Source organism: Aquibium sp. ELW1220, assembly GCF_030398385.1.
Lineage (GTDB): Bacteria > Pseudomonadota > Alphaproteobacteria > Rhizobiales > Rhizobiaceae > Aquibium.
Genome location: NZ_JAOAOQ010000017.1, coordinates 112,213 through 138,308 on the forward strand (window position 1 = coordinate 112,213; position 26,096 = coordinate 138,308).

General features: G+C 66.0%; 29 protein-coding genes and 1 tRNA gene. 13 read left to right on the forward strand and 17 right to left on the reverse strand.

Annotated features, from left to right (window positions below; genetic code table 11):
* Position 1: 1 nt before the first annotated feature.
* From N1F91_RS16645 to N1F91_RS16665, 5 genes are all read left to right on the forward strand, one after another.
* Positions 2–979, forward strand: coding sequence for a quinone oxidoreductase (locus tag N1F91_RS16645; RefSeq protein WP_289993989.1), 978 nt, complete (start codon positions 2–4; stop codon positions 977–979).
* 109 nt (positions 980–1,088) lie between these two features.
* On the forward strand, positions 1,089–2,648 hold the full coding sequence (locus tag N1F91_RS16650; RefSeq protein ID WP_289993990.1) for an ABC transporter ATP-binding protein: 1,560 nt from the start codon (positions 1,089–1,091) through the stop codon (positions 2,646–2,648).
* On the forward strand, positions 2,648–3,775 hold the full coding sequence (locus N1F91_RS16655) for an ABC transporter permease (RefSeq protein WP_289993991.1): 1,128 nt from the start codon (positions 2,648–2,650) through the stop codon (positions 3,773–3,775). Before N1F91_RS16650 ends, N1F91_RS16655 begins: the two co-directional genes overlap by 1 nt.
* On the forward strand, positions 3,762–4,736 hold the full coding sequence (locus tag N1F91_RS16660) for an ABC transporter permease (protein ID WP_289993992.1): 975 nt from the start codon (positions 3,762–3,764) through the stop codon (positions 4,734–4,736). Before N1F91_RS16655 ends, N1F91_RS16660 begins: the two co-directional genes overlap by 14 nt.
* Positions 4,737–4,781: 45 nt before the next feature.
* Positions 4,782–5,858: a BMP family ABC transporter substrate-binding protein gene (locus N1F91_RS16665; RefSeq protein WP_289993994.1), complete on the forward strand. Its 1,077-nt coding sequence runs from the start codon at positions 4,782–4,784 to the stop codon at positions 5,856–5,858.
* Positions 5,859–5,951: 93 nt separating this feature from the next.
* Here N1F91_RS16665 and N1F91_RS16670 read toward each other — a convergent pair whose 3' ends face one another.
* Together N1F91_RS16670 and N1F91_RS16675 are read right to left on the reverse strand one after the other, a co-directional pair.
* On the reverse strand, positions 5,952–6,455 hold the full coding sequence (locus N1F91_RS16670; protein ID WP_289993995.1) for a DUF3833 family protein: 504 nt from the start codon (positions 6,453–6,455) through the stop codon (positions 5,952–5,954).
* 105 nt (positions 6,456–6,560) lie between these two features.
* Complete coding sequence (locus N1F91_RS16675; RefSeq protein WP_289993996.1) at positions 6,561–7,379, reverse strand: alpha/beta hydrolase; 819 nt, start codon at positions 7,377–7,379, stop codon at positions 6,561–6,563.
* Positions 7,380–7,575: 196 nt separating this feature from the next.
* Between N1F91_RS16675 and N1F91_RS16680 the strand changes: the two genes are divergently transcribed.
* From N1F91_RS16680 to N1F91_RS16700, 5 genes are read left to right on the forward strand one after another with little or no spacing between them, the layout of a single operon-like run.
* Complete coding sequence (locus N1F91_RS16680) at positions 7,576–8,829, forward strand: ABC transporter substrate-binding protein (protein WP_289993997.1); 1,254 nt, start codon at positions 7,576–7,578, stop codon at positions 8,827–8,829.
* Positions 8,830–8,833: 4 nt separating this feature from the next.
* The gene (locus N1F91_RS16685) at positions 8,834–9,571 is read left to right on the forward strand and encodes an ABC transporter ATP-binding protein (protein WP_289993998.1); all 738 of its coding nucleotides are present in this window, start codon (positions 8,834–8,836) and stop codon (positions 9,569–9,571) included.
* Positions 9,568–10,293 carry an ABC transporter ATP-binding protein gene (locus tag N1F91_RS16690; protein ID WP_289993999.1) on the forward strand — a complete coding sequence of 242 codons (726 nt, stop codon included), beginning with the start codon at positions 9,568–9,570 and terminating at the stop codon, positions 10,291–10,293. Before N1F91_RS16685 ends, N1F91_RS16690 begins: the two co-directional genes overlap by 4 nt.
* Positions 10,293–11,168, forward strand: a complete 876-nt coding sequence (locus tag N1F91_RS16695) for a branched-chain amino acid ABC transporter permease (RefSeq protein ID WP_289994000.1) — start codon at positions 10,293–10,295, stop codon at positions 11,166–11,168. The genes N1F91_RS16690 and N1F91_RS16695 overlap by 1 nt, the downstream gene beginning before the upstream one ends.
* Positions 11,165–12,172 (forward strand): branched-chain amino acid ABC transporter permease, encoded by a 1,008-nt coding sequence (locus N1F91_RS16700; protein ID WP_289994001.1) that lies wholly within the window; start codon positions 11,165–11,167, stop codon positions 12,170–12,172. Before N1F91_RS16695 ends, N1F91_RS16700 begins: the two co-directional genes overlap by 4 nt.
* A gap of 47 nt (positions 12,173–12,219) precedes the next feature.
* Here N1F91_RS16700 and N1F91_RS16705 read toward each other — a convergent pair whose 3' ends face one another.
* The 5 genes from N1F91_RS16705 to N1F91_RS16725 are packed head-to-tail and all read right to left on the reverse strand — an operon-like array spanning position 12,220 to position 17,275.
* On the reverse strand, positions 12,220–13,536 hold the full coding sequence (locus N1F91_RS16705; RefSeq protein ID WP_289994002.1) for an ArgE/DapE family deacylase: 1,317 nt from the start codon (positions 13,534–13,536) through the stop codon (positions 12,220–12,222).
* Positions 13,537–13,582: 46 nt separating this feature from the next.
* The gene (locus N1F91_RS16710) at positions 13,583–14,329 is read right to left on the reverse strand and encodes an N-formylglutamate amidohydrolase (RefSeq protein WP_289994003.1); all 747 of its coding nucleotides are present in this window, start codon (positions 14,327–14,329) and stop codon (positions 13,583–13,585) included.
* Positions 14,329–15,684, reverse strand: coding sequence for a glutamine synthetase family protein (locus N1F91_RS16715; protein WP_289994004.1), 1,356 nt, complete (start codon positions 15,682–15,684; stop codon positions 14,329–14,331). The genes N1F91_RS16710 and N1F91_RS16715 overlap by 1 nt, the downstream gene beginning before the upstream one ends.
* Positions 15,681–16,334, reverse strand: a complete 654-nt coding sequence (locus N1F91_RS16720; protein WP_289994006.1) for an isochorismatase family cysteine hydrolase — start codon at positions 16,332–16,334, stop codon at positions 15,681–15,683. The genes N1F91_RS16715 and N1F91_RS16720 overlap by 4 nt, the downstream gene beginning before the upstream one ends.
* The gene (locus N1F91_RS16725; protein WP_289994008.1) at positions 16,331–17,275 is read right to left on the reverse strand and encodes a MurR/RpiR family transcriptional regulator; all 945 of its coding nucleotides are present in this window, start codon (positions 17,273–17,275) and stop codon (positions 16,331–16,333) included. The genes N1F91_RS16720 and N1F91_RS16725 overlap by 4 nt, the downstream gene beginning before the upstream one ends.
* Before the next feature lie 295 nt (positions 17,276–17,570).
* On the opposite strand from N1F91_RS16725, the gene N1F91_RS16730 reads away from it, so the two are divergent.
* Both N1F91_RS16730 and N1F91_RS16735 read left to right on the forward strand, forming a co-directional pair.
* A tRNA-Ser gene (locus N1F91_RS16730) sits at positions 17,571–17,660 on the forward strand.
* A 179-nt stretch (positions 17,661–17,839) separates the two neighbouring features.
* A complete protein-coding gene (locus N1F91_RS16735) occupies positions 17,840–19,084 on the forward strand; it encodes an integrase arm-type DNA-binding domain-containing protein (protein ID WP_289994011.1) in 1,245 nt (414 codons plus the stop codon).
* A 63-nt stretch (positions 19,085–19,147) separates the two neighbouring features.
* On the opposite strand, the gene N1F91_RS16740 is transcribed toward N1F91_RS16735, so the two are convergent.
* The 8 genes from N1F91_RS16740 to N1F91_RS16775 form a co-directional block, all read right to left on the reverse strand.
* Entirely contained in the window at positions 19,148–19,333 is a 186-nt protein-coding gene (locus N1F91_RS16740) for a hypothetical protein (RefSeq protein ID WP_289994013.1), read from the reverse strand.
* Positions 19,334–19,383: 50 nt separating this feature from the next.
* Entirely contained in the window at positions 19,384–19,542 is a 159-nt protein-coding gene (locus tag N1F91_RS16745) for a hypothetical protein (RefSeq protein WP_289994015.1), read from the reverse strand.
* Positions 19,539–19,733: a hypothetical protein gene (locus N1F91_RS16750; RefSeq protein ID WP_289994018.1), complete on the reverse strand. Its 195-nt coding sequence runs from the start codon at positions 19,731–19,733 to the stop codon at positions 19,539–19,541. The genes N1F91_RS16745 and N1F91_RS16750 overlap by 4 nt, the downstream gene beginning before the upstream one ends.
* A gap of 127 nt (positions 19,734–19,860) precedes the next feature.
* The gene (locus N1F91_RS16755) at positions 19,861–21,642 is read right to left on the reverse strand and encodes a phage tail tape measure protein (protein WP_289994019.1); all 1,782 of its coding nucleotides are present in this window, start codon (positions 21,640–21,642) and stop codon (positions 19,861–19,863) included.
* Positions 21,642–21,839 (reverse strand): hypothetical protein, encoded by a 198-nt coding sequence (locus N1F91_RS16760; protein ID WP_289994021.1) that lies wholly within the window; start codon positions 21,837–21,839, stop codon positions 21,642–21,644. Before N1F91_RS16760 ends, N1F91_RS16755 begins: the two co-directional genes overlap by 1 nt.
* A 10-nt stretch (positions 21,840–21,849) precedes the next feature.
* Entirely contained in the window at positions 21,850–23,469 is a 1,620-nt protein-coding gene (locus N1F91_RS16765; RefSeq protein WP_289994022.1) for a terminase TerL endonuclease subunit, read from the reverse strand.
* Complete coding sequence (locus tag N1F91_RS16770) at positions 23,438–23,851, reverse strand: phage terminase small subunit P27 family (RefSeq protein ID WP_289994023.1); 414 nt, start codon at positions 23,849–23,851, stop codon at positions 23,438–23,440. Before N1F91_RS16770 ends, N1F91_RS16765 begins: the two co-directional genes overlap by 32 nt.
* Positions 23,839–24,417, reverse strand: a complete 579-nt coding sequence (locus N1F91_RS16775) for a hypothetical protein (RefSeq protein WP_289994024.1) — start codon at positions 24,415–24,417, stop codon at positions 23,839–23,841. The genes N1F91_RS16770 and N1F91_RS16775 overlap by 13 nt, the downstream gene beginning before the upstream one ends.
* Before the next feature lie 168 nt (positions 24,418–24,585).
* Between N1F91_RS16775 and N1F91_RS16780 the strand changes: the two genes are divergently transcribed.
* A complete protein-coding gene (locus N1F91_RS16780) occupies positions 24,586–24,861 on the forward strand; it encodes a hypothetical protein (RefSeq protein ID WP_289994025.1) in 276 nt (91 codons plus the stop codon).
* A 571-nt stretch (positions 24,862–25,432) separates the two neighbouring features.
* Here the strand turns inward: N1F91_RS16780 and N1F91_RS16785 are convergent.
* Together N1F91_RS16785 and N1F91_RS16790 are read right to left on the reverse strand one after the other, a co-directional pair.
* Entirely contained in the window at positions 25,433–25,696 is a 264-nt protein-coding gene (locus tag N1F91_RS16785) for a hypothetical protein (protein WP_289994028.1), read from the reverse strand.
* A partial coding sequence (locus N1F91_RS16790; RefSeq protein ID WP_354670549.1) for a hypothetical protein occupies positions 25,696–26,096 on the reverse strand: 401 nt, incomplete at its 5' end. The genes N1F91_RS16790 and N1F91_RS16785, both read right to left, overlap by 1 nt.

Genomic DNA, 26,096 nt, shown 5'->3' on the forward strand with positions numbered 1-26,096 from the left:
TATGCCGAAAGCGGTGCGGATCCATGCGCATGGTGGCCCCGAGGTCCTGACCTACGAGGACGTCGACATCGGCACGCCCGGCGCGGGCGAGGCGCTGGTGCGCCACACGGCCATCGGCGTGAACTATCTCGACACCTATTTCCGCACCGGCCTCTATCCCGCGCCGAAGGGCCTGCCGCTGACGGCGGGCAACGAGGCGGCGGGCGTGATCGAGGCGGTGGGGCCTGGTGTCGACTGGCTGAAAGAAGGCGACCGCGTGGCCTATGCCAGCCCCATCGGCGCCTATTGCGAGGCGCGGGTGATGCCCGTGGCGACGCTGGTCAAGCTTCTGGACACGGTGTCCGACGAGCAGGCCGCCGGCATGATGCTGAAGGGCATGACCGCCGAATACCTGCTGCGCCGCACCTTTGCGGTGAAGCCGGGCGACACGATCCTTTATCACGCGGCAGCCGGCGGCGTCGGCCTGCTGGTCGGTCAGTGGGCGAAGCACCTCGGCGCCACGGTCATCGGCACGGCGAGCAACGCCGACAAGATCGCGCTGGCGAAGGCGCATGGCTACGACCATGTGATCGACTATTCCTCCAGGGACTTCGTGGCGGAGGTGAAGGAGATCACCGGCGGAAAGATGTGCGACGTCGTCTACGACTCCGTCGGCAAGGACACTTTTCCGGCCTCGCTCGATTGCCTGCGGCCGCGCGGAATGTTCGTCTCGTTCGGCCAGTCGTCGGGGCCGATCCCGCCCGTCAACCTCGGCATCCTGTCGCAGAAGGGCTCGCTCTACGCCACGCGGCCGACGCTGTTTTCCTATGTCGCCACCCGCGCCGACCTCGATGACTGCGCCAACGCGCTGTTCGACGTCGTCGGCAAGGGCATCGTGACGGTCGAGGTGAACCAGCGCTATGCGCTGAAGGATGCGGCTCAGGCCCATGCCGACCTCGAGGGCCGAAAGACCACCGGAACGAGCATTCTGCTGCCTTGAGATTGCGCCGGATATCGTGAAGCTCTTTCAATTAGCATATCGCTTTGCGTTGCGCCCAGCGCGCGCCTACGATGCGTCAGGGGAAACAAGAACAAACACGGGGTCTGATTTGGCGGGAGGAGAAACCCTTCTCGACGTGCGCGGCCTGACCAAGGTCTTCGGCACGCTCAGGGCGTGCGACGGCGTCGACCTCGACATCGCGCGCGGCGAGATCCACGCATTGCTGGGCGAGAACGGAGCCGGCAAGTCGACCCTCGTCAAGATGCTGTTCGGATCGCTGGAGCCCAATGCGGGCGAGATCCGCTGGAACGGCGAAGCGGTGCGCATCGGCAGCCCGAGCGAGGCCCGCCGCCTCGGCATCGGCATGGTCTTCCAGCATTTCTCGCTGTTCGAGGCGCTGACGGCGGCCGAAAACATCGCGCTGTCGCTGGACGCCAGGACTCCGATCTCGACTATCGCAGCCAAGGCGCAGGCGCTGTCCTACAGCTACGGCCTGCCGCTCGATCCCTACGCGCTCGTCGGCGACCTGTCGGTGGGCGAGCGCCAGCGCATCGAGATCATCCGCTGCCTCCTGCAGACGCCGCAGCTGATCATCCTCGACGAGCCGACCTCGGTGCTGACGCCGCAGGAGGCCGACAAGCTGTTCGAGACGCTGGAGCGGCTGCGCTCCGAGGGCAAGTCGATCCTCTACATCTCGCACCGCCTCGAAGAGGTGAAGCGCATGTGCGACCGCGCCACCGTGCTGCGGCACGGCAAGGTGGTCGGCCATTGCGATCCGCGCCAGGAAACGGCCTCCTCGCTTGCCCGCATGATGGTGGGCTCCGAGGTGCATGCCGTCGTCCGCACGGCAGATACCACCGGAAGCGCCGACGTGCTGCTGCGCGTCGACCGGCTGAGCCGCCCGCCCGCGACGCCGTTCTCCATCCCGCTCCGCGACGTCTCGCTCGAGGTCCGCGCCGGCGAGGTGATCGGCATCGCCGGCGTCGCCGGCAACGGCCAGGGCGAGTTCTTCGAGGCGATCTCCGGCGAGGTGCTGCAGGACCGCGCCGATGCGGTGACGATCCGCGGCAAGGGTGCCGGCCGCGAGGGCATCACCGGACGTCGGCGCATGGGCGCTGCCTTCGTGCCCGAGGAACGCCTCGGCCATGGCGCGGCACCGGCCATGAAGCTGTCGGAGAACCTGCTCCTGTCGCGCCATGCCACCGACCCCGGCGTCTATGTCGGCGCGCTCGGCGTCATCCGCCATGCCGCCATCGCAGCCACCGCCAAGCGCATCAACCAGATGATGGACGTGCGCAAGAGCGCGGAGGATCCCGCCGCCAACGCGCTGTCGGGCGGCAACCTGCAGAAGTTCATCATCGGCCGCGAACTCGACCGCCAACCCGCGGTGATGGTGGTCAACCAGCCGACCTGGGGCGTCGACGCGGGAGCGGCGGCGCGCATTCGCCAGTCGCTGATCGAGCTCGCGCGATCGGGCTCGGCGGTGCTGGTGATCAGCCAGGACCTCGACGAACTGTTCGAGATCTCCGACAGGATCGCCGTGATGCACAATGGCGAGCTGTCGACGCCGATGTCCCGCGCCGAAGCCACCTTCGAGAAGGTCGGGCTCCTGATGGGCGGCGCCGAGCCCGGCCACGTCCATCACCACGACCCGGCGGAGGTGGCGTGATGCGGCTCGAACTGGTCAAGCGGCCACAGCAGTCGGTGCTTTTTTCCGCGCTCTCGCCCTTCATCGCCTTCGCCCTGATGGTGGTGGCGGGCGGGCTGATCTTCCTCGCCCTCGGCAAGGATCCGGTCGACGGTCTCTATGCCTATTTCATCGGCCCGCTGACCGAGGTCTGGTCGCTGCACGAGCTCGCCATCAAGGCGGCGCCGCTGATCCTGATCGCGGTCGGCCTCTCTGTCTGCTTCCTGTCGTCGAACTGGAACATCGGCGCGGAGGGCCAGTTCACCATCGGCGCCATCGTCGGCTCGGCGATCCCGCTCTACTTCCCCGACCTGCAGAACGCCGCCGTGCTGCCGATGATGCTCGTCTGCGGCGCGATCGGCGGCGCGGCCTGGGCCGCCATTCCCGCGATCCTCAAGGCGCGCTTCAACACCAACGAGATCCTGACCTCGCTGATGCTGGTCTACGTCGCGCAGCTGATCCTCGACTGGCTGGTGCGCGGCCCCTGGCGCGACCCCGCCGCCATGAGCTTCCCGCAGGCGCCGGCCTTCCATTCCTGGGCGATCGTTCCCGAACTGATGCCGATGTCGGGCCGGGCCAACTGGGGCATCGTCTTCGCCGTCATTGCCGCCATCGCCGTCTGGTTCATGCTGGCGCGCACGCTGAAGGGCTTCGAGGTCAAGGTGATCGGTCAGAGCCCGAGGGCAGGGCGCTTCGGCGGCTTCTCCACCGCGCGCACCATCGTCTTCGCCTTCCTGGTCTCCGGCGCGCTGGCGGGGCTTGCCGGCATCGTCGAGGTTTCGGGCGCCATTGGCAGGCTGCAGCCGCAGATCTCCCCCGGCTACGGCTTCGCCGCCATCATCGTCGCCTTCCTCGGCCGGCTGAACCCGCTCGGCATCGTGGCGGCGGGCTTCGTGCTGGCGCTGTCCTATCTCGGCGGCGAGGCCGCGCAGATCGAGATCGGCGTCACCGACAAGACCGTGCGCGCCTTCCAGGGCATGCTCCTGTTCTTCGTGCTCGCCTGCGACACGCTGATCCACTACCGGGTCCGGCTGGTGCGGCCGGCGCCCGCCGCCGCGCCCGCGGCCGGCCCGACGCCTGCGACGGAGGCCGCCCATGGGCATGGCTGAGGCGATCCTGCTGACGATTGCCACGGCGGCGACGCCGCTGCTGCTTGCCGCCATCGGCGAACTCGTGGTCGAGCGCTCCGGCGTGCTCAATCTCGGCGTCGAGGGCATGATGCTGATGGGCGCCGTGGTGGCCTTCGGCGTGGCGCTCGCCACCGGCAGCGCCTGGATCGGCGTCGTCGCCGGCGCACTGGCCGGCATGGCGTTTTCGCTGCTCTTCGGCGTGCTGGCGCTGACGCTCGTGACCAACCAGGTCGCCACCGGGCTGGCACTCACCCTCCTCGGCATCGGCCTGTCGGGGATGATCGGCGTGGCCTTCGTAGGGCAGCCGGGCGTCAAGCTGGAGGCGATCTCCATTCCGGGCCTCACCGAGCTGCCGCTGGTCGGGCGCCTGCTCTTCGGCCAGGACCCGATGTTCTACATCTCGATCCTGCTCACGGCAGGCGTCATGTGGTTCCTGTTCCGCACGCGGGCCGGGCTGACGCTGCGCTCGGTCGGCGACAGCCATTCCTCGGCGCATGCGCTCGGCATCAAGGTCATCGCCATCCGCTACATGGCCGTGATGTTCGGCGGCGCCTGCGCGGGCCTTGCCGGCGCGCAGCTGTCGCTCGTCTACACCACGCAGTGGATCGAGAACATGACGGCCGGCCGCGGCTGGATCGCGCTGGCGCTCGTCGTTTTCGCCTCCTGGCGGCCCTGGCGGGTGCTGGCCGGCGCCTATCTCTTCGGCGCCATCACCATCGCGCAGCTGCACATCCAGGCAACCAACCTCGCCGATCTCGCCGGCCTGCCCGGGCCGCTCTACTGGCTTGCGGGCGCGGTGAAGTCGGTGCCGTCGCAGTTCCTGTCGGCACTGCCCTATCTGGCTACCGTCGTCGTGCTCGTCCTGATATCGAGGAACAGACGGCTGACGATGATGAACACGCCGGCATCGCTCGGACGGCCCTTCGTGCCGGACCGTTGACTTCCTGGAAGACGCAAGCATCCGAAACCACAGAGGAAACCAACAATGAAAAAGACACTTTTCGCACTGGCGGCCACGACGGCGATGCTGGTCGCCGGCGCAGCCTCCGCACAGGACAAGGCCAAGGCCTGCTTCATCTATGTCGGTCCGATCGGCGATTTCGGCTGGTCCTATCAGCATCACCAGGGCGCGCTGGAGATGCAGGAGGCGCTCGGCGGCCCCGACAAGGTCGAAATCGCCTATCTCGAGAGCGTGCCGGAAGGGGCCGACGCCGAGCGCGCCATCGAGCGCTTCGCCCGTTCGGGCTGCGGCATCGTCTTCACCACCTCCTTCGGCTACATGGACGCCACCAACAAGGTGGCCGCCAAGTTCCCGGACGTGAAGTTCGAGCACGCCACCGGCTTCAAGCGCGAGCACCCCAACGTCGCGACCTACAATTCGAAGTTCCACGAGGGCCGCTACGTCCAGGGCGTGATCGCGGCAAAGATGTCTGAAAAGGGCGTCGCCGGCTACATCGCCTCCTTCCCGATCCCGGAAGTGGTGATGGGCATCAACGCCTTCGTGCTCGGCGCGCAGTCGGTCAACCCGGACTTCAAGGTCAAGGTGGTGTGGGCCAACACGTGGTTCGACCCGGGCAAGGAAGCCGATGCCGCCAAGGTGCTGATCGACCAGGGCGTCGACATCATCACGCAGCATACCGATTCCACCGCGCCGATGCAGGTGGCGTCCGAGCGCGGCATCAAGGCCTTCGGCCAGGCCTCCGACATGATCAAGTTCGGCCCCGAGACCCAGCTCACCTCGATCATCGACGATTGGGGTCCGTACTACATCGAGCGCGTCAAGGCGGTCATGGACGGAACCTGGGAGCAGCACGACATCTGGCACGGCATGAAGGAAGGCCACGTCGTCATGGCGCCCTACACCAACATGCCCGACGACGTGAAGGCGGCGGCCGCGGAGACCGAGGCGAAGATCAAGTCCGGCGAGTTCAACCCCTTCACCGGCCCGATCATGAAGCAGGACGGCTCGGAATGGCTGAAGGACGGCGAGGTTGCCGCCGACGGCGTGCTGCTCGGCCTCAACTTCTACGTCGCCGGCGTCGACGACCAGCTGCCGCAGTAAGCACCAGGCACAGCGGAACGAAACGGAAAGGGCGCCCGCCGGGCGCCCTTTCTCGTTGTGCCTTCCTGAGCAGGCCTGGCCGATTGGCGGCCGTCACCGCACGAAGTCGACCCGCACGCGCGCGACCGGGAGCGGGCCCTTGAAGACGATCGCCGTGTTCGAAAGGCTTCGCCCGTCGGCCGACAGCTGCAGCGTGTCGTAGAAGCGGACGACGTTGCGCTTCTCGCCCGGATCGAGATCGACGAGATAGTTGAAGTAGGCCTTGTCGCCCGCCAGGACGACCCTGGCTTCGCCGATCACGTCTTCCCGGGTCCCACTGTAGGTGTTCCAGCCGACCTTCTCGAAGCGCCAGGTCTTGGTGTCCTTTTCGCCGTCGGCGTAGCGGAAGTCCTCGCGAAGCACGAGCACCTTGCCGTCCCAGCGACCGTGCAGGGCGACGTCGAAGGTCCGCGACGTGCCGGTGATGGCCTTGAAGCTTCCCGTGGCGCTGGTCCGCCCCTTGAAGAACTCCTCCAGCCGCAGATCGCGGGCCGCCGCCGGGCCGGAAGACAGCAATCCGATCAGGGCGCCCGCAAGCGCCGTCCTGAGCCAAGCCATGAATGCCTCCTGTTCACGGGCATTCTACGCATCGCCGCCATCCCCGGATCAGGAGCGCCGGAGATGAGGCGGCCCGCGATCTGCCGCAGGAGCGGCGGGGCGTGCTCAGGCCTTGCCCATGTCGTCGACGAAGCGCTCGAAGACCGGGTCGAAGCGGTCGGGCGAGTCCCAGAACGGCGCGTGGCCCGACTTCTCAAGCACGTGCTTTCTACCTTCCCAGAGGTTCGAGAAGACGACCGCTTCCACGAAGTCGGTGTTCACGAACGGCTCGTCCAGCCCGTTCAGGACTGCGATCGGCGGCGTCTTGCCGGCCACGAGCGCGTTCTGGTCGCGGCCGACGCCCATCGCCAGCTTCTCGAACATCATCCGCCGGGCGCGCCCGTCGGTCCGCGCGACGGTGTCGAGCATGAAGGGTTCGAACGGTTCGCCTGCCGTGCTGCGCGCGTAGTTCTCCACGTCTTCGGCCGAGAACACCTCTTGGCCGGCCAGGCCCATATGCGGGCTCGGCTTGAAGCCTTCGCCGATCTGTGCCGGCGAGACCGGGGGCGTGCCAGTGATCATCAGGCCGAGCAGCCCGGGATAGCGGTCGATCATCTCGAGGCCGATATGGCCGCCGAGCGACCAGCCGAACACCACGGCCTTCTCGACACCGAGTACCTTCAGTACTTCCGTCATCGCATCGGCATAGCCGACCATGTTGTAGGTCCGGTCGGGATCGACCGCATCGGCCGAATCGCCGTGGCCGGGCAGATCGGGCGCGATCAGCCGGAAGCGCTCGCCGAGACGGCCGGTCAGCTGGTTGCGAAATACGGCGCCTGACGAGGAATTGCCGTGAATAAGCAGGACCGGCGTCCCGCTGCCGCTGCTCTGCCGGACGGCGATCCTGCCGTGGCTCGTGTCGATCGTCGTCTGCGTCATCGTCATTGGCACCCCCATCTGCGTTGCCGGTTGTCCTGCCGACGGCAACTGCACGCTTTCGCGGCACGGTTGCCGCGACGCCTGCCGCGTGTTCGATTCTGTTCGCCAGCCGGTGAAACCATCTTTTCAAGGAAGAACGCTTGTGCGTAAATTGTCAATCTTTCAACTCCCGGCTCGCGGGAAAGACAGGGGCACTGAAACCATGACGCACAGATCCGCACATCGCCGCATCCGGCAGATTCTCCTGGGAACGGCACTCGCGACCGTGTTCTCGGCTGCGAGCATTCCCGCCTTCGCGGATGTCGTCAAGATCGGCCTCCTGGCCCCGCTCACGGGTCCCGCCGCCGCTGACGGCCAGGAGTTTCAGCGCGGCGCCCAGATGGCGATCGACGAGATGAACGAAGCCGGCGGCATCGACGGCGACACGTTCGAACTGGTCGTCGGCGACGTCAAGGATCAGTCGTCCGGCAACGTGACCAGCGCCGTGGAGCGACTTCTCGGCGACCCGGACGTGCACTTCATGCTGACCGGCTATGCCAGCCTGACGAACTTCGAGATCGACAACATGGCCGAAGCTGGCATGCCCTACATGCTGGCGGCCACCTCGCAGCAGACCCGGGACATCATCGCCCCGTCGCCCGAGGATTACATGTGCTGCTGGTCGATGACGCCCTCCTTCGACGCCTACAACACCGACGTCACGCTGTTCGTCGAGAAGCTGGCGGCCGAGGGCAAGATCACGCTCAAGGACAAGAAGGTTGCCATCATCTCGTCCGACAACGCCTATTCGAAGACCATATCGGAAGGCATGAAGAAGACCTTCGCCGAGAACGGCTGGACCATCACCGTCGACGAGATCGTGCCGTTCGGCGAGGTCACCGACTGGCGCTCGATCCTGGCCAAGGTGCGCGAGAACGTGCCGGACGTCGTGATCAACACCGACTACCTGCCGGGCAACTCGGCCTCGTTCCTGAACCAGTTCATGGAGCAGCCGACGAAGAGCCTCGTCTTCCTGCAATACGCGCCGAGCGTGCCGGAATTCGTCGAGCTGACCGGCAAGAACTCGACCGGCATCATCTACAACCTGCTCGGCGGTGCGCTGACGACGCCGAAGAACCCGCGCGCCGAGGAAGTGGCGACCAAGTTCAAGACCAAGTACGGCGCCGAGAGCGGCACCTACGGAATCGGCCTCTACGAGATGGTCCACGTCTATTTCGACGCGCTGAAGAAGGCCGGCGATCCCGCCGACCATGAAGCGGTGATGAAGGCGATCAGCGAGACCGACAAGCAGGTCGCTGCCGGCCGCCTCAAGTTCGACCCGGAGACGCACCTCGCCATGCAGGGCGACGACTTCATCCCGATCACCTTCTTCCAGATCTGGGACGGCGAGCGCACTCTCATTTCGCCGGCGAAGTATGCGACGGGCGAGTTCAAGATCCAGCCCTGGATGGAGTAAGGGCGTGGCCCTGCTTCAGGTCGAGGGCGTCTGCAAGGCGTTCGGCTCGCTGAAGGCGGTGGATGAGGTGTCGTTCACGGTGGCGCCGGGAGAGATCTTCGGCGTCGCCGGGCCGAACGGCAGCGGCAAGAGCACGCTGTTCAACCTCATCACCGGAATCCCGTTCGGTCCCGACCGCGGCCGGATCGTCTTCGACGGGATCGATATCCAGGGCCGGCCCGGGCACGCCATCGCGCGCCTGGGTCTGGCGCGCACCTTCCAGCGCGAGACGAGCTTCGACGGACTGACCGTGTTCGAGAACGTCCTGATCGGTTCGAGCTACGGCAAGCCCGACAGGCCGGCCGCCAAAGCGCGCGACGCTGCCGCAGAGGCGATCGAATTCGTCGGTCTTTCTGCCCAGTCGTTCGGCCGCCTGGCCGGCGAACTGTCGGTCTTCGACCGAAAATGCCTGATGCTGGCGACCGCGATCGCGATGGAGCCGAGGATGCTGCTTCTGGACGAACCGGCTTCGAGCCTGACGCGCCCGGAGATCGAGACGTCGATCGGCCTGATCCGGCGAACGGCGGCGCGCGGCATTACCATCGTCCTGATCGAGCACGTGCTGACCTTCCTGATGAGCCTGTCGCAGCACCTCCTCGTGCTGAACCAGGGCCGGGTGCTCGCGGCCGGCGACCCCGCGGCGGTGATCGCGGACGAACGGGTCGTGGAAGCCTATCTCGGCACGCGGAGAGCGGCGGCGTGACACCCATCCTGACCGTCGAAGGGATCACGGCCGGGTATGGCCGCGTGACCGTTCTGAACGACATGTCGCTGGAGGCCGGCCGCCATGGCAATGTCGGCTTCTTCGGACCGAACGGACACGGCAAGACGACGCTGCTGCGCGTCGTTTCCGGCCTGCTTAGGCCGAAGGCCGGACGCATCGTGTTCGATGGCGAAGATATCACCGGCAAGAGCGCTCGCGCCATCGTCGGCGCCGGGCTGATCCACGTGCCGCAGGGCAACCGGATCTTTCCCGACCTGACGATCGCGGACTGCATGTCGCTCGGCGCCTATTCGGCGCGCGCCCGGCCGCACGAGGCGGAAAACCGCGAGAAGGTCGTCGCGCTGTTTCCGAAGATCGCCGAGCGCTGGCGCCAGCGGGTGCGCACGCTGTCGGGGGGCGAGCGACAGATGGTATCGATCGGCACCGCGCTGATGAGCCATCCGCGCCTGCTGATCCTGGACGAGCCGACGCTCGGCCTCGCGCCCAGGATCAAGGACGAACTCTGCGCCTCGGTCCTGGACATATCGAAGGGCGGCGTGCCCCTTATCGTCGTCGAACAGGACATCGAATTCCTGCTCGAACTGTGCCGGCAGCTCTACCTGATCAACCACGGCACCGTCGCGACGGAGATCAAGCCGGGCGAGAGCATTGCCCATGCCGAAATTATGTCGATGTATTTCGGCCAGCACCAGGACCATTGATGGGCGCACTCGCGGAAATCCTGTTCGGAGGCCTGTTCCAGGGCTCGCTCTACGCCATGATGGCCGTGGGACTGGCCCTGGTCTGGACCACGATCGGCGTGTTCAACTTCAGCCACGGCGTGTTCATGATGCTCGGCGCCTATTTCGCCTGGCAGCTGGTCGAGGTGGGGCTGCATCCGGCCGCGGCCTTCCCGCTCGCCGTGCTGGCGACGGCTGGTGTCGGCTGGCTGCTGCAGGCCGCCGTCGTGCGGCCGCTGATCGGCCGCGCCAACCTCGTCCTCGTGGTCGTGATCACCACGCTGGCGGCCGGCTCGCTGATCGAGAACGGCGTGCTAGAGATCTGGGGGCCGCGATCCAAGCAGCTGCCGCCGCTCGTCGACGGAAACACCATGATCGGCAGCATCGGCGTCTCGCTGCACCAGATCGCCATCATCGTCGTCACGCCGCTCATCCTCGGCGCGCTGTGGATGTTTCTCACGCGCACGCGCCTCGGCCTGGCGCTGCGCGCAGTGGCGCAGAACGAGGACGCGAGCCAACTCGTCGGGCTGAACGTCACAGCGCTCTACGGGCTCGCCTTCGCGATTGCCGCGGGGCTCGCCTGCCTCGCCGGCATCTTCATGGGCGGATACCGCTTCATGTCGCCGGTCATGGGCGCCGACCCGCTGCTCAAGGCGCTGATCGTGGTTGTCTTCGGCGGCATATCGAGCATTTCGGGACCTATCTTCGCTGCCTACCTGATCGGCTTCTTCGAAGCGGCCTGCAGCTACTATTTCGGTCTCTACTGGACGCCCGCGCTGCTTTTTGCCGTGCTGATCCTGACGCTGATGGTGCGTCCGGAGGGCATATTCTCGAGCCGCGGCCGGGGGCTGGCATGATGGACCCGATCAAGCGAAACGTCCGCGCGCCGGGACGCACCCCCTGGCAGCGGGAAGCCGCCGGCTTCATGCTCGGCTTCGCGGTGCTGGCGCTCCTGCCCTTCGTCTTCGCCGACAGCTACAGCCGGCACATCCTCATCATGGCGTTCATCTACGCCATCGTGGCGTCGAACTGGGATCTGAGCCTCGGCTATGGCGGTGTCTTCAACTTCGGGCACCTGGCGTTGTTCGGCATCGGCGTCTATGCCTATGCGCTGCTGACCAAGCTCGCGGGACTCGACCCCTGGCTTGCGCTGGTGGCGAGCGGTGTGGTGGCGACGCTGGCAGCCGTGATCGTCACCATCCCGATCCTGCGGCTGAAGGGCATCTATATCATCCTGGTGACCTTCGGCTTCGCCCAGCTGGTGATGCAGGTGATCATCAGCCAGTCGGAGCTCACCGGCGGCACGCAGGGCATCGTCCGGATCCCCGGCCTCTACCTCTTCGACCACAACATGGTGCGGGACGCCAAGATCGGCTATTTCGGCATCGCGCTAGGGCTGCTGGCGGCGAGCACGATCTTCCTGCGGATGCTCGTCCGCTCGCGCACCGGCGCAAGCATCGTGGCGCTGCGCGACAACGAGGAATATGCGATCAGCCGCGGCGTCTCGCTGGTGCGCCAGCGCCTGATCACGCTGGCGGCGAGCGCCTTCTTCACCGGGATCGCGGGGGCTTTCTACGCCGCCTACCAGCGCAACGCCTCGATCGACGTGTTCGGCATGAGCCTGGCAACGATCGTCCTGTCGATGGTGCTGCTCGGCGGCACCGGCACGATCTACGGCGCCATCATCGCCTCGTTCGTGCTCACCTTCTTCGGCGAGGCCATGGCCGATTTCGGCGCATGGCGGCCGATGATCACCGCCGTGCTCATCATCGTCGTGATGCTGGTCTATCCGAGCGGTCTGGTCGGCATGATCCAGGCGGCCTGGGCCGGCCTCACCGGGCGGCTGAAGCGCCCGGCCTGAGGCATCCGCTCTGCGGATGCCGAAACAGTCGATGCTGACGCGTCCGCTCAGCGGACGCCGCACCAGTCGATGATGGTCGCGGCAATGACCTTGGTGGTCTCGACGAGCGACTCGATGTCGACATATTCGTCCTTGCCGTGAAAGCCGTCGCCCGACGCGCCGAAGATGACGCCGTCGACGCCGGCCCCGGCATAGTGCGCGGCATCGCAGACCGCCACGAAGCCCTTGATCGCCGGCTTTCTGCCGATCGCGCCCTTGCGCGCAACGAGCGATGTCACCAGCGGATGGTCAACGGAGGTGTTCATCGGCGGGAAGTGCAGCCCGCCGAGTTCCCACTGGATCGTCGGCGGATTGTGGCGCATCCAGGCGTCGGTCTGCGCGAAATGATGCACGAAGGCCTCGAAGTCGCGGCGGATGTCCGCTGCGCTCTCGTTCGGCAGGAACTTCATGTCGAGATCGATCACTGCGACGTCCGGGATGATCGCCGGGTTGGTCATGATGTTCGGCAGGCCGTTCGCGCCCAGTCCCGCGCCGCCGTGAATCACGCCCGGATTGATGGTGTTGACGCCGAGCGGGACCAGCGGGTGCGAGCGCGCGCGAGCGCGGTCGAGCTCGTAATGGCGCAGCGCCGTCAGGAAGCGCGTGGCAAGCTCGATGGCGTTGACGCCCGGTTCGAGACGGCCGACCTCGTGCGCCTGCGGATAAATCTCGTTGTAGCGCCACCCGGCATGCGCCGCCCGGCCCCGGATCGTGACGCGCACCCATTCGAGGCCGCCTTCGGCGGGCAGCACGTCGCCCCAGGTGGGCTCGGCGACCAGGACGGCCCTTGCGAGCTTGCCGCGCTTCACCGCGTCCATGGCGCCGAAACCGCCGGATTCCTCGTCGACGACCGAGTGGATCGCCAGCCGACCGTCGAGCGCGATGCCGGCGTTGCGGATGGCGCGGGCAGCCGCGATGCAGGCGGCGACGCCGCTCTTCATGTCGATGGCGCCGCGTCCGTAGAGCCGCCCGTCGACGATGTCGCCGCCGAACGGATCGACCGACCAGTCCTTCGCGGCGCCCACCGGCACGACGTCGATGTGGCCGCAGAGGATAAGGCTCTTCTCCTCCGAGCCTGCCCACTCGCCGACGAGGTTGGGGCGTCCGGGCAGGGCGTCCCACTGTTCAGTGGCGAAGCCCTGCTGCTTCAGGATCGGCTCCAGCAGCGCCTGAACCTCCGTCTCCCTGTTGATCTCCGGATCGGGCTCGAACTTCGGGTTGACGGAGGGTATGCGCACCATGTCGCGGGTCAGGCCGATGACCCAGTCGCGGTCTTTCTCGATGGCCGCCTGCACGCCTGCAATGATGTCTTCGGTGTTCGCCATGTCTTCATCCTCTTCCCTGGCCTCACGGCCGTGTGCGATCATGCCGTCAGAGCACCTCGGCCAGCCGGCGGGTCCAGTCGCGGATGCCGTCTCCATCCGATATCAGGTCGTTGCGGACCTCGATCAGCAGGGCAGGGCTGCCGCGATCGGTGCCGTGCACCGGGATCGCGTAGTCGCTCGCGCGGTCGATCTCGTAGGGCACGTTCTTACCCACGATCAGTGCCAAGTCGCGCGCCAGCCCTTCCATCACGCGCCCGGCATAGGCGGGCTCGTCGTCGTGCAGGATCCCGACATGCCAGGGACGCGGCACGCCGAGGAAGACGGGCGTGAATGAATGGATGGCGACGATGCGGGAGCGCTTCGAAGCCCTCTCGCGCGCATCGAGGAAGGACGCGACCGCGGCATGGAACGGCTCGAACACCAGGCGGCGGCGGCGCTCGATCTCGGAGGGTTTCAGCTCCTCGTTGCCGGGGATGCGGGTGGCCTCCGACAGGACCGGCATGCTGGTTGGGCTGCCGAACGGCCGGTTCAGGTCGACCAGCAGCCTCGAATAGGTGCCGAGGAAGGCCGGCGCGCCGAGGCGCTCGGCAAGGCCGCGCGTGAGGTCGGCGGCACCGACGTCCCAGGCGATGTGGCGCAGGAGATCGGCCTCGCTGACGCCGAGCCGCCGGTATTCGGCCGGGATGTGGTTCGAGGCATGGTCGCAGATCAGCACCAGCTCCGTGTCCGAACCGGCATTGAGGACCTCGACCGGTGCCGGCCAGTCCAGGGCGCGACTCCCGGCCGCCAGCATCAGTAGCGCGCGCCGTAGGCCGCACAGACCGCGGCGCGGTCGAGCCCGGCCATCAGGCCGATCTCCGACCGCTTGACGGCGACGAAGCTGGCAAGAAGCTCGGGCGCAAACCAGGACGTCACGACCGGATTCGCGGCCATGGCGACGAGCGCCTCCTCGAGCGTCTCCGGCAGCCGCCGAAGCCCGAGGCGCTCGCGCTCGTCCTCGCTCATGACGGACGGATCGCCTCCGACGATGGGCGGGGCGGCCAGGTCTGCCTCAAGCCCGGCCAGCCCCGCGCGCACGATCGCGGCGAGTGCCAGATAGGGATTGGCCGTCGCGTCGGCCGCCCGGTACTCGATGTTGAACTGGCGCTCAGGATCGCGCCCGCCGATCGTCACGGTCGGGCAGATCCGCAGCGTCGCCTCGCGGTCGCGCTCGCCGAGCCAGGTGTAGGACGAGCTCCAGTTGTGCGGCGCCAGCCGGTAGTAGGACGGCACGCCCGAGGCCGTCAGCGCGAGAATCCCCGGCAGGTGCCTCAGGATGCCGGCGCAAAAGGCGCCCGCGGCCTGCGACAGCCGGCCCGGTCGCGCGGCGTCGAACGTGGCGGGCTGCCCCGTCATGTCGCGCAGGCTGAAATGGATGTGCACGCCGTTGCCGACCTGGTCGAGCGCAGGCTTCGGCGCGAAGCTCGCGCGCGCGCCGGCTACACGCGCGACCTCGCGGGTGATCTCGCGGATCGCCACGGCCCGGTCGGCGGCGGTCAGCCCGTCGGTCGGCGCATGCGTGATCTCGAACTGGTTCGCGCCATATTCGGCCAGCACCATCTCCGGTTCCACGCCCGCCTCCTCGAGGCAGGCGGAGAGCCGCGGGGCGAAGGGATCGAAATGGCGCAGCGCCTCGACCGAAAACGCATGAAGCGGCTGAACCGGCGCGCCGGCCGCGCCTGGCACCAGCGTGAACTCCTGCTCGAAGGTTGCAACCAGGCTAAGTCCGGTCGCCGCCTCGAGCGCGCGCAGCGCCGCACGCAGCTGCGTGCGGGCGCAGGCCATCCAGGGCGTGCCGTCGAGCTCGACGATGTCGCCCATCACCATGTCGAAGCGGGTCGCCGCACCCGTGGCCGCGGTGGCGTAGCGCGCCGCCTCGTCGGGCACGATGCGCAGGTCGCCGGACGAGCCCCAGGGGTTCGGATCGGCGATGGTGTTGAAGGCGGTCAGGCACTGGTTGGCCGGCACCCAGCCGACGCCCGTCTCCAGCGATTTCCGATAGCGCGCTTCCGTCAGCGGCCGTCCGCGCGTCACGGCCGCGAGGTCCGTCGTCACGATACTGACCAGAGCGGAGGAACCGATCAGCGAGGAGGGTGCCACGGCGCTCATGCGGCGTCCGCCCGTCCGAGCGCCCGGAAGCGCGCCTCGACGGTGGCCGTGTCGGCGACCCAGCAATAGCCGCCGAAGGCCTTCAGCGCCGTTTCGTGCCGCTCCTGCGTCGGCGCCGCGCAGGCGTCGGACACGCAGGTGACCAGATAGCCTCGGTCGGCGCCGTCGCGCACCGTCATGTCGACACACTGGTCCGTCAGCACGCCCGCGACGACGAGATGGCGGATGCCGAGATTGCGCAGCAGATAGTCGACATTGGTGGAGTTGAAGATGCCGGACGAGGTCTTCGGCAGCATGATCTCGTCGCCGACGGGGGCGAGGTCCTTCGGCGGCAGGCCTTCCGGGAGGCTCGGCGGAATGTGGATCGGCGTCAGCTTGTGGTCGAGCGACCGGTCGCGGCCGTCCTCGGTCAGGCTCTGGATGATCGTGTGCATCACCTCCACGCCGCTTTCACGGGCGGCGGCGAGGAGGCGCATCTGGTTGGGGATGACCACCTCGCGCGTGCGGCGGTAGAAATAATGGTCGGCGCCCCAGTCGGGATGGCCGGGATCGAGCCCGGGCTCCAGCCAGATGCGCTGCATGTCGACGAGAAGCAGGGCGGTCTGGCCGGCCCCGAACGGCTCGTCGCGGCGCGGCAGGGTCATGGTCATGCTGGTTTCGTCCGTCTTGGCTGGGATGGCGCACCGGCCGGCTCGCCCGCGCCGGCCTGGCCGACGCGGTCGGCCGGCGACGGCGTGACCGCGTCGAGCGTGACCGCATTGGCGCGGCGGATGAGCTCGATCTCCTCCATCCGCTTGCGCATGTCGCCGCCGTGCAGCGCCAGCGCATGCGCCAGGACCGCCTCCATCTGCGCGACCGCGGTGGCCAGCGTGTCGAAGGGTGAATTGGCCTCGATGGCGGCGACCATGGTCTGGTCGGCATGTTCCGCGATGGGCGACAGCCAGCTGTCGGTGAAGAGCAGGATCGTGACGCCCCGCTCATGCGCCTGGCGCGCAAAGCGGACCACGTCGGACTGGTAGCGACGGTAGTCGAACACCACCAGGAGGTCGCGCCTGCCGAGATCGATCAACAGGTCGAAATCCGGCGGCGCCAGCTCGCCGATGTCGCGCACGCCGGAGCGGAACTGGATCAGGTAGCCCGCCAGCATCGAGGCGATATGGCGGCTGAACCGGCCGCCGAGCAGCACGACCTCGCCCTTGCTCTCGAGCAGCATCCTGACGACGCGCGTATAGGCCTGCGCGGCCACTGCCGTACGGGTTCGTTCGAGACTGTCGGAGACGGAGCGGAAATAGTCGAGCGCGGAAGCGGCGTCCGAGCCACCGGGGCGCTTGGCCTCCATCATCAGGAGCGGCGAATGCAGCCGCGATTCAACTTCTGCCAGCACGCGCTGCTGGAAGTCGGCGAAGCCGGAATAGCCGAGCTTGATCATCAGCCGCGTGACGGTCGGATCGCTGACCCCGGCGAGCCTCGCCAGCCGCGTCGCCGTGCCGAGCCCCGACATCGGGAAATCGGCCAAGAGCACCTGGACGATCTTCGCCTCCGAAGCCGTCAGCACGAGACGCGTGTGCGCCAGATCTTCGCGAATCGACATCGGACTTCCGGTTGCGCGGGTGGTTGATATGTTTCTTACATTATGGCTTTCCGCTGTCAATTTCTGGAAGAAAACCTACAGCGCGCGCGGCTCCGGAGCCACCGTCCGAACCCTCGCGGCCCTGCGGCAGCCTCGCCTGCGTACCGACGGGATCAGGCGGGGTCGCGGCGTCGGAAGCGGAGAGAGGCCGGCGGCGGACCGGTTGACGCTGCGATCCGGCGCGCTGTAAATGCGACCGCCGGATCGTGTTCGCCGGCAAGGGCGTCGGCAGACGGCATCATAGCCGGCGAGCCGCGGAGGGATGGCCGAGCGGTTTAAGGCACCGGTCTTGAAAACCGGCGTGGGTGCAAGCTCACCGTGGGTTCGAATCCCACTCCCTCCGCCACTGTTTATACCCGAGACTTTCCATTATTGCCGAAAGCTACATATTTTCAACGGTTTATGTCGCGTCTTTTGCCTTTGGTTGCCCCATGCTGCCCATCGCTACCCCGCCATACCCCGCTTGCACAAGGGGTAGAGGTGGGGGTATTCCTTCGGAAGTGGGGTATTTCGGAGAGCGCATCGATGTTGACTGACGCGGCAATCAGGGCATTCAAGCCGGGCGAGAAGTCGTACAAGAAATTCGACCGCGACGGTTTGCACCTGGTCATCACGCCATCTGGCGGCAAACTCTGGCGGTTCAAGTTCCGATTTGAGGGGCGGGAAAAGCTCCTTTCGTTCGGACCATACCCGGATGTTTCGCTATCGCAGGCACGCGGCGCGCGCGATGATGCCAAGGCAACGTTGCGCAAAGGTGAGGATCCAAGCGCCACCAAGCGGGCCGAAAAGGCTGCCGTGACCTCGGCTCCGCGACATCCGTTCGAAGAGGTCGCCCGCGAATGGTTCGAAGTGAACCGGGACCAATGGGCCGAACGTCATGCGCATGACGTGCTGGTGAGCCTTGAACGGGACGTCTTTCCCTTCATGGGGTCCGCACCCATTGCCGACATCTCAGCCTCCGATGTGTACGCGGTTGTTCATCCGCTCGAACAACGGGGCGCCAAGGAAACCGCCCGTCGCGTCCGCCAGCGGATAGAGGCTGTCTTTGCGCGGGCGATTGCCAAGGGTATAGCCACGACCAATCCGGGCGCGCAGGTGAAAGGCGCGATGGCACCAATGGCCAAGGGACGCCAGCCCGCAATCATCGACCTAGAGGCAGCGCGGGCGATGCTGGCGAAAGCAGAAGCCGAGCCAGCCCATCCCGTAACGAAGCTCGCGCTGCGCATCCTTGCCCTTACCGCGGTCCGCCCCGGTACGCTCGCGAGCACGCCGTGGGCTGAATGGTCCAACCTAGACGCCGACGCGCCCGCGTGGCAGGTTCCAGCCGAGCGCATGAAGATGCGGCTACAGCACAAAGGCGACGAGGCGCGCGACCATATCGTTCCGCTTTCCCGTCAAGCTGTTGAAGCCATCGCCGCACTGCAGACGATATCCGGGCGAGGGCGGCTGGCCTTCCCGAACACGCGGCACGCGCACAAGCCCATGTCGGAAAACGCCATGGGGTATCTGCTTAACCGGGCTGGGTATCATCACAAGCACGTGCCGCACGGATGGCGCGCGACGTTCTCGTCTGTGATGAACGAGCGATTCCCTGCCGATCGCGCGGTTATTGATTTGATGCTCGCGCACGTGCCGAAGGATGCCGTAGAGGGCGCATACAATCGCGCGCTCCACATGGCGCGCAGGCGGGAACTCGCGCAGCTTTGGGCCGACCTTATCCTTGACGGCTTGCCTCCAGCCGAAGACTTGCTTTCCGGCCCGCGCCGCTAGCCGCCACGAAAAGGCCCGCCACCCTTTCGGATGACAGGCCGCGGCACGCGGTGCGGCTGATCGCTAGGCGCGTGCCTCTTTCAATGCAGCCTGTAAGTCTTCCATTGCGTCCGCGGCCGCTTCGATAACAGTCGCGGCCGCATCAATGCGGCTTGCCTCGGAGCCGGCGGAAGCCAGTGCAGCCTCAGCCGCCTCAAGGAAAGTCTTAGTGTGCTGCACGTGGCCACGCAACTTTTCGCTTTTGTCCATTGTCTCTCTCCTGTTGAGCCGAACGCTAGATTGCATTCGGTAGTCCGAGTTCAGTTCGCCCGCTTCCAAATCATGACGAGCAGCAATTCGTCCTGTTGCTCGATAAGCCGCCGAATCTCGGGGTCGGCCTCGCGTGCCGCCTCGGCGGCCAGCTTTGCGCGTTCCGCCTGTAGCGCCGGGATCCGTTCCTGTAGCGGCGCCGGGATCATTCGACCACCTTGAAGGCATCGGCCGGCGCCCAATAGTGCTCAGCGCCGAAGCGGACGAGCAGGTCGCCGTTCATCTCGTTCCGGCCGACGACGTCATAGATCAGGCTGTCCGCCTCGACCTGGGCGCCAAGCGCAATGGGCGCCACGAAGGCAGGCGCTGCAACCGCGGTCGAAGAAGCATGCATGTTCATATTCATTCCCCTCAACGCCGCCCGATGCGGCTACGGGAACAATATATGCATAGTGTAGTTTGGAAGGCAAGCGGTTATTACTGTAGTTGTTTTCGCACAATACTTGCAACGAATTGTGCGAAAACGCCTAGCCATTCGTCAATTGCTGCCGCTGCTTGGCCTTGTCGTATCCAGCAAGCCCCTGCGTGACAGCCGTGCGCGACTGTTGCGTGGCAATGCCTTTCACGACGCCGCCATCGTCCACGAACACGCCCGAAACCTCGACCACGTGCCGCATTGTGCCGCCGCCGCTCTGCGCCGGAATAGCGGGCGCCTGGAAGCTGCCTAGCCGGTCGGCATTGATGGCTTCCAGCAAGCCGCGATGCTTGGACGTCGCGCGCGCGTTGGTGACGAACTCGCCATCCGATAGCATCGCCGGAATCTTGTCGCCACGCGGCCCGCCTGGCCCGCGTACTGGCCCGCCGCCCGCAAGCCGCTGCACGCCGCCGCCGTCCTTCAATCCGAAAATCGAAAGGATATTGAAGCCGCCGCCGTCGAAGATGCTGTTGAGCGCGATGTCAATGAGCCGGTCGGCAACCTTGCTCAATGCGTTCTGCAGCACCTCCGCAGCCGAAGCGCCGCTCCGAAGGTCCGAAATCATGCCGCCGAGCACGTCGCGCCCAATCCCGCGAAGCTCCTCCGCCGCCGCCGTGGCGTTTCGGGTGGCCGTTGCTTCGGCCTCCAGCGCAGTGACCAGCGCAACGATTTGCGCCTGTTGCTCGGCCGTGGCCGCGGCGCCTGCCTGCCGGAGGGTATTGGCGATCTCGCGTTGCAGGTCAGTCGCGCCGACTAGCGCAAGCTCGGCCTCTAGCTCGGCGATCAGTTCCCGGACGGCTTCGGCTTCCCGCATGGCCGCAGACGCACTCGCGTCGCGCTTGGCCCCGCCGCCCGCCTTAATCGCGCCGAAGCCGCCGGCTGGCGCCACAGGCGGGACGAACGCGGCACGCGGCAGCCGGTCGGTCTTGGCCGTTGTCGTCGTGCGCGGGAAGCTGCCGCCCCCCGTAGTGCCCGCCAGCGAACCGAACTGCTCGCCAAGGCTTACCGCTTGCCGCCTCTTATCCAGGTCGGCTAGCGCGCCGCTAAAGGCATTGATGAAGTCTTCTAGCGCGGTTGCAGCCTCAACGATGGCAGTTTTCAAGGCCGTGCCGATTGTGGTCACAACCTCGTTAAAGCGCCGATCGAGTTCGGCGGCCTTGTCGATAAGCTCCGCGTCCATGACGGTGCCGAGTTCGTGCGCCCGGTCGATCGTCGCGCGCAAGCCGTCCTCACCCTGCGCGATAAGTTCGACTAGACGCTCTCCACCACTTCCGCCGAACAACTCGTCACCCAGGCGGATCTGCGCAGCCTTGTCGAAAGCGCCAAGCCGGCCGATAATCTCAAGCAGCAGTTCGGACGGATCCTTGAGTTTCCTCTGAAGCTCTTCCGCACTATAGCCGAGCCTCTGGATGGCTTCTGCGGCAGGCCCAGCGCCCGTTTGAATGAACTCATCGCTTCGCAGGCTAAGTTCTTTCAAGCCGTCAATCATCGAGTCCAGCCCGATTCGGTTTTGCTCGGCGACGAACTTCAATTCTTGGAACGCCTCGACCGACACGCCCGCGCGCTTGGCCTCGTCGCCGATGGTGGCGACACTCCGCGCGACTTCTGCGAACCGCGTAACAATGCCCGCGATACCGCCCGCCGCAATGCCACCGACGAGACCGGCGCCGAAGTTTTTGAAGATACCGGCGACCTTTTTGTTGGCGGCCTCGAACCGCGTCTCTATCGCCTTGGCCTGCCGGTTCGTCGCGCCGGTCGCGCGCTTGAGTGCCTTCTCGAATGAGGCAGTGCGTGCTTCAAGTGCTATGACGAGCTTTTGGATTTCCTGGGCCATTAGCGCGCGCCTTCCATATGTGCGGCAAGGCTGCGCAGCGTGGCAGCCGTCGCAGCCGCGCCGTCCAGCACGCGCAACATAGCTATCCCTTGCATAGCCATCGCTGCGGCGACGTGCTCGACGGCGTGCCCGTTGCGGATCATTGCCTCGGCAACGGCTGCCGTCGCGGCTTCGGAGACAGAGAGTTTGTCGTTCATTGGGTATCCCCTAGAAAAAGAAAGCGTCGTCGGACGCGGTGTCATAAATCGAGCGTCCGCTCGCGCTGGCGACGGCACGACCGCAAGCCATGATCGCGGCCACGGCCGGGTCGATACGGTCGGCGGCTCGAGCCTTGTTGGGTCGACGGTTGCCGGACTGGTCGGCCATCATCACAACATTGCCAACCGCCCAGCGCAGGAGCGGGTTGCCGCCGTGGCAAAGCCGGCGCGTCATCATCAGGTCTTCGAAGTCGTCCACCGGCTTCGCGTAGTTGGCCAGCGTCTGCGAGAAGGCGGCACATGGAATGCCGGACGCCTCCAGATTCTCGATGATCTCGCGGGCCATGTACGGGTCGAATGCAACCTCGCGCACGTCTAGGATGCCGCACAATTCGCGTATGTGGTCCTCGATGACGCCGCGGTCGACGATGTCGCCCGGACAGGCGGTAAGGTGTCCCTGGTCGCGCCATAGCGCATACGGGGCGCCGTCGTTGTCGGCCCGCTTGCGCAACTGCGCTTCCGGCGCAAAGCCGCGCACGTGCAGGGCATACCGCCCGTCGTCGAGTTCGATCGCGGCGGCAACGGCTGCCAGGTCGATACGCTTCGATAGGTCAACCGCCAGCCAAGCGCGCTTGCCCTTCAGGGACGGCAGGTCGACCGGGTCGCCGTTCTGGTCCCATATCGCCAAGTCCCATTCCGGATTGGCCGCGCCGTCGAGCCACACATTGAGGTTCAACTGCCGGAACATCTCGCGATCGGCCGGCCGGTGCTCGGCTTCCCGCACTAGCTGCCGCAAGCCAACGATATCGGGGTAGGGCGGGTCGCATGACAAGCCGGGATTTACCCGGTGCCAAACCGCCTCGTCGCGCCAATCGTCTTCGGGGTCGGCTTCGAAGAGGATGGGCAGGAACGCGTCGTCCTGAATGGCGCCCGTCGCTACCTGCTTGGCATACGCGTACATGTCATACGCAATGTTTTCCCGCCCGACGCCGGCCGTTGTCGTGACGACGAGCAAGCTGCCTGCCGTTTTCACAAGGCCGGTCTTTAGCGCGTCCCATAGGTCGCGCTTCTTCCAGGCGTGCAATTCATCCACGAGGGCGAACACAGGTGTACGCCCGTGCGCCGTTGCCGCGTCCGCCGACATAGCGCGATAGAACGCGCCGCTGCGCTTGTGGGTGATGCGGTTCTTAGTGTCCTGGATTTGGAACGCTTCCGCCGTGCGCGGGTGCGCGCCGATAATCCCGACCATCTCCTCCAGCGCAATACGCGCCTGGTCGCGGTCAACCGCAGCGCCGACCACCTGCGAACGCGGGATCCGCTCCGGGCCAAGGTGCACGAGTTCCAGCGCGGCGCCGAGCGTGGTCTTGCGGTTGCCGCGCGGGATAAGCGCGAAGACGGTCTTAATCCGTCGCGTGCCGTCGGGCAGGGTGTCGCCGTAAACGCGGCGGACGATCCGCTCTTGCCAGCGATCAAGCTGGAAAGCACGGCCGGGGAGGGTGGATTTCGGATGCCTTAGCGCCTTGATAAAGCGGATGGCGCGCTCGCCTTTGCCATGCGGGTCGGGAATTTTGCTGTTATCGAAGATCCACGCGAGGTGGCTAGATATCGCCAAGGGCGTCGTCGTCGTCATTGCCCGGCGCCCCTCCCTTGTTCTTGGTGCGCGAGGCGGGCGTAAGCCCAAGCTCAGCGGCAAGCCGGCGCGCGGCTTCGAGGTTCTCTTTGAGGATGGTTGTCTCCGGCCGCCGCTTCGGGCCGCTATCGGACTCGTAGGTCAGGCCATGCTTGCGCACGGCTTCCTCCGCCGAGCGCATTGTCGCGACCGCAAGGCAATAGGACTCCACCGTTGCAAGCTCGTGCGCGGCGATCTTCCGGTCGGCCACAAGCTGCGGCACAACGCGGCGCCACTCGGTGCGGGCGTGTGGCGGTAGCCATTTTGGCGCGGCAGGCGCGGTCGACAATGCCCCGTCTAGCGCCGTTATCGCGGGCTTGCGGCCACGCATCAGAACGACCACTCGCGGTATTCGCCGAGCATGTCGCCGACGCCAAACGGAATGGACGCCGCCGACTCGCCGACAAGGGCCGCCGCGCGATGCTGATACGCTTGCGCCGCAAGCTGCAGGACGGCTTCCCGCAACGGCTCCGGCACGTCTTCAGGCGCGTCGCCATAGCCGGCCACAAAGCGGATACGTACCGCGTTGACGGTCTCCGCAGTGTCGGGCCAGCCGCCAACGCCCGGCTTTATGCGGCCCGGATCGGACGCCGTGTCGACCGCATAGTCATCCGACGAAAGGGTGGCCTCCAGGCCCGTCGCCGCGTCCAGGTATTTGACGCTCGTCACGGACTGCAGCGGCCCCTTCGGCAGCGTGATCGCGCCCGCCGGGAACGCGTCATAGACGAGTTCGAAGGTCGTCGAGATCAGCGGCTTCCCAATGAATCGCTCGACGTGCTGCCGCGCGGAAATTCCCTTCGCGGTCAAGATTTCGTCGTCGTCAGTGAAGTCAGTTGCGCGCACGTGCTGCTTAAGATCATTCAACGTCACCGGCTCAACTGCCGGCGCGGTAACTACGACAATGGCCATAGGTTCAAATTCCTAATATGGGTGAATTGCGAATTGTGGGGGGCGCGTGGTGCAGGCCGGACGGCAGGAAGTCGACAACCACCCCCCGGTTGTGCGAGGGTGGCAAAGGTGGAGGCAAACGCATTCTGCTGACGCGCTTCGCCCTTTGAATCTGGCGGGAGATATTCGGTGTTTGAGGTTGGGAGTGAATACAAAGTAGTTACGCTTGAGACCGGCGACAACTACGAAGGGAAATGGTCTACGTACGAGTCAGAACGAGTGTATGAAGTGGCGGCTGTTGATGGCACTTTGGTCAAGTTCTTAGGGCCTGACTTCTCTAAGCACGAGTTCGAAGAATTGCTTGCCACATCGGTTGAGAGAAACATGCCGCGCGAAGAAATCATACTGAATACAAGCAGCCTGTTCTTCGTCAGAGCGGAAAAGATCGCTAACATGAAGAGCTAAGCCGCCACCCTAACGCGCAAACGCCCCCTCGCTCTTGATTGCCTTCCGCCGATTGCACAGCCCATTGAACGGCTGCCAGTTGGACCTATCCCAGAATAGCTGCATGTCGCCCTTAGGCGCCACGACGTGGTCAACCATGTCCGCAGGCCGGCCGCATCCGCAGGCGCATAAGGGGGCGCCCAGCGCCTTCAGGTACGCGCGGCTCTCCTTGTGCCAGCGCGCGTCGTAACCGCGTTCAGCGGCGCTGCCACGGGCCGCGTCGTTAGCCTGCTGGCGTGCCTTGCTATTGCGCACCTGGCAGGGACACTTAGCGCTCTTAGGCACGCTATACCCGCAAGGGCAGATGCGGTTGGCCATAGCGCCCTCCTTATGTGATAGCGGCCCGCCATTGCTGACGAGCCGCTGCCGACCCTTGGCCGCCCATGAAAAACGGCTGGTGTCTGGGCCTTGTCACCTTGACCGGAAAGACTGCTTGGCGGCCCGGAGGTGACTATCTGTTGCTGGACAGGCCCGTTGTCCCGCCGCTTGCGGCAGGAGTTGCCCTCGTGGTTGTGCCGCCGAAGTGTGTGGGCTAGCCGCTGAAGACGCCGCAGGTGCCGCCCGCAACGCGCGTGAAACGATAGGTTCCCGGCGCGGCTAGCACCTTTGCCTTGTCGTACGCGGTAAGTTCGGTCACGCCGTTGTATGCGCCTGCGTCATCCTTGAGCAGAACGAGCACGCGGGCGGTGTCGTCCGTCATGCCCTTAAGCGCCACAGTCAGGGAATCGCCGTCCGCCACAACGACATCCGCGGAATCGTCTGCCGTCGCGGCAGTCGCAAGGATTTCGGTCGGCATCAGGTCACCGGGGCGCTGTGCGGACGACCAAGGATAGCCATAGCCGCAAGCGGGCTATCTCCGGAATTCGCAGCGGCGGGCGTGACTGTGAGGCGCGTATAGCGGGCGTTGCCAACGTACCCGAGCTTGCGGGTCTCGCCGTCGTCGGCAAAGGTGAAGCCTGCCGCAGCCTCGGTGCCAATGAGGTCGGCATCCGCAACGACAGTAGCGCCCGACATGCCGGAGTCGTTCGACTCCTCCAGAAGCACGGTATAGGTCGCGTCCGCGTCCGAAAGCGTACCGGTAGCAATGGCATAGGTCAGCGAGTCATAGCCGAGCCGGTCGATGATGGCGCCGACCCACGGAGTCGTCCCGGCATTGTTGTAAGTGCCCGGCGCAATGACCGGACGAATGGTAATAT

Coding starts and splice junctions, on each gene's coding strand:
- N1F91_RS16645 (WP_289993989.1), top strand. CDS start 2: ATGCCGAAAGCGGTGCGGATCCATGCGCATGGTGGCCCCGAGGTCCTG.
- N1F91_RS16655 (WP_289993991.1), top strand. CDS start 2,648: ATGCGGCTCGAACTGGTCAAGCGGCCACAGCAGTCGGTGCTTTTTTCC.
- N1F91_RS16660 (WP_289993992.1), top strand. CDS start 3,762: ATGGGCATGGCTGAGGCGATCCTGCTGACGATTGCCACGGCGGCGACG.
- N1F91_RS16665 (WP_289993994.1), top strand. CDS start 4,782: ATGAAAAAGACACTTTTCGCACTGGCGGCCACGACGGCGATGCTGGTC.
- N1F91_RS16670 (WP_289993995.1), bottom strand. CDS start 6,455: ATGGCTTGGCTCAGGACGGCGCTTGCGGGCGCCCTGATCGGATTGCTG.
- N1F91_RS16675 (WP_289993996.1), bottom strand. CDS start 7,379: ATGACGATGACGCAGACGACGATCGACACGAGCCACGGCAGGATCGCC.
- N1F91_RS16680 (WP_289993997.1), top strand. CDS start 7,576: ATGACGCACAGATCCGCACATCGCCGCATCCGGCAGATTCTCCTGGGA.
- N1F91_RS16695 (WP_289994000.1), top strand. CDS start 10,293: ATGGGCGCACTCGCGGAAATCCTGTTCGGAGGCCTGTTCCAGGGCTCG.
- N1F91_RS16700 (WP_289994001.1), top strand. CDS start 11,165: ATGATGGACCCGATCAAGCGAAACGTCCGCGCGCCGGGACGCACCCCC.
- N1F91_RS16705 (WP_289994002.1), bottom strand. CDS start 13,536: ATGGCGAACACCGAAGACATCATTGCAGGCGTGCAGGCGGCCATCGAG.
- N1F91_RS16710 (WP_289994003.1), bottom strand. CDS start 14,329: ATGCTGGCGGCCGGGAGTCGCGCCCTGGACTGGCCGGCACCGGTCGAG.
- N1F91_RS16715 (WP_289994004.1), bottom strand. CDS start 15,684: ATGAGCGCCGTGGCACCCTCCTCGCTGATCGGTTCCTCCGCTCTGGTC.
- N1F91_RS16720 (WP_289994006.1), bottom strand. CDS start 16,334: ATGACCATGACCCTGCCGCGCCGCGACGAGCCGTTCGGGGCCGGCCAG.
- N1F91_RS16725 (WP_289994008.1), bottom strand. CDS start 17,275: ATGTCGATTCGCGAAGATCTGGCGCACACGCGTCTCGTGCTGACGGCT.
- N1F91_RS16735 (WP_289994011.1), top strand. CDS start 17,840: ATGTTGACTGACGCGGCAATCAGGGCATTCAAGCCGGGCGAGAAGTCG.
- N1F91_RS16740 (WP_289994013.1), bottom strand. CDS start 19,333: ATGGACAAAAGCGAAAAGTTGCGTGGCCACGTGCAGCACACTAAGACT.
- N1F91_RS16745 (WP_289994015.1), bottom strand. CDS start 19,542: ATGATCCCGGCGCCGCTACAGGAACGGATCCCGGCGCTACAGGCGGAA.
- N1F91_RS16750 (WP_289994018.1), bottom strand. CDS start 19,733: ATGAACATGCATGCTTCTTCGACCGCGGTTGCAGCGCCTGCCTTCGTG.
- N1F91_RS16755 (WP_289994019.1), bottom strand. CDS start 21,642: ATGGCCCAGGAAATCCAAAAGCTCGTCATAGCACTTGAAGCACGCACT.
- N1F91_RS16760 (WP_289994021.1), bottom strand. CDS start 21,839: ATGAACGACAAACTCTCTGTCTCCGAAGCCGCGACGGCAGCCGTTGCC.
- N1F91_RS16765 (WP_289994022.1), bottom strand. CDS start 23,469: ATGACGACGACGACGCCCTTGGCGATATCTAGCCACCTCGCGTGGATC.
- N1F91_RS16775 (WP_289994024.1), bottom strand. CDS start 24,417: ATGGCCATTGTCGTAGTTACCGCGCCGGCAGTTGAGCCGGTGACGTTG.
- N1F91_RS16785 (WP_289994028.1), bottom strand. CDS start 25,696: ATGCCGACCGAAATCCTTGCGACTGCCGCGACGGCAGACGATTCCGCG.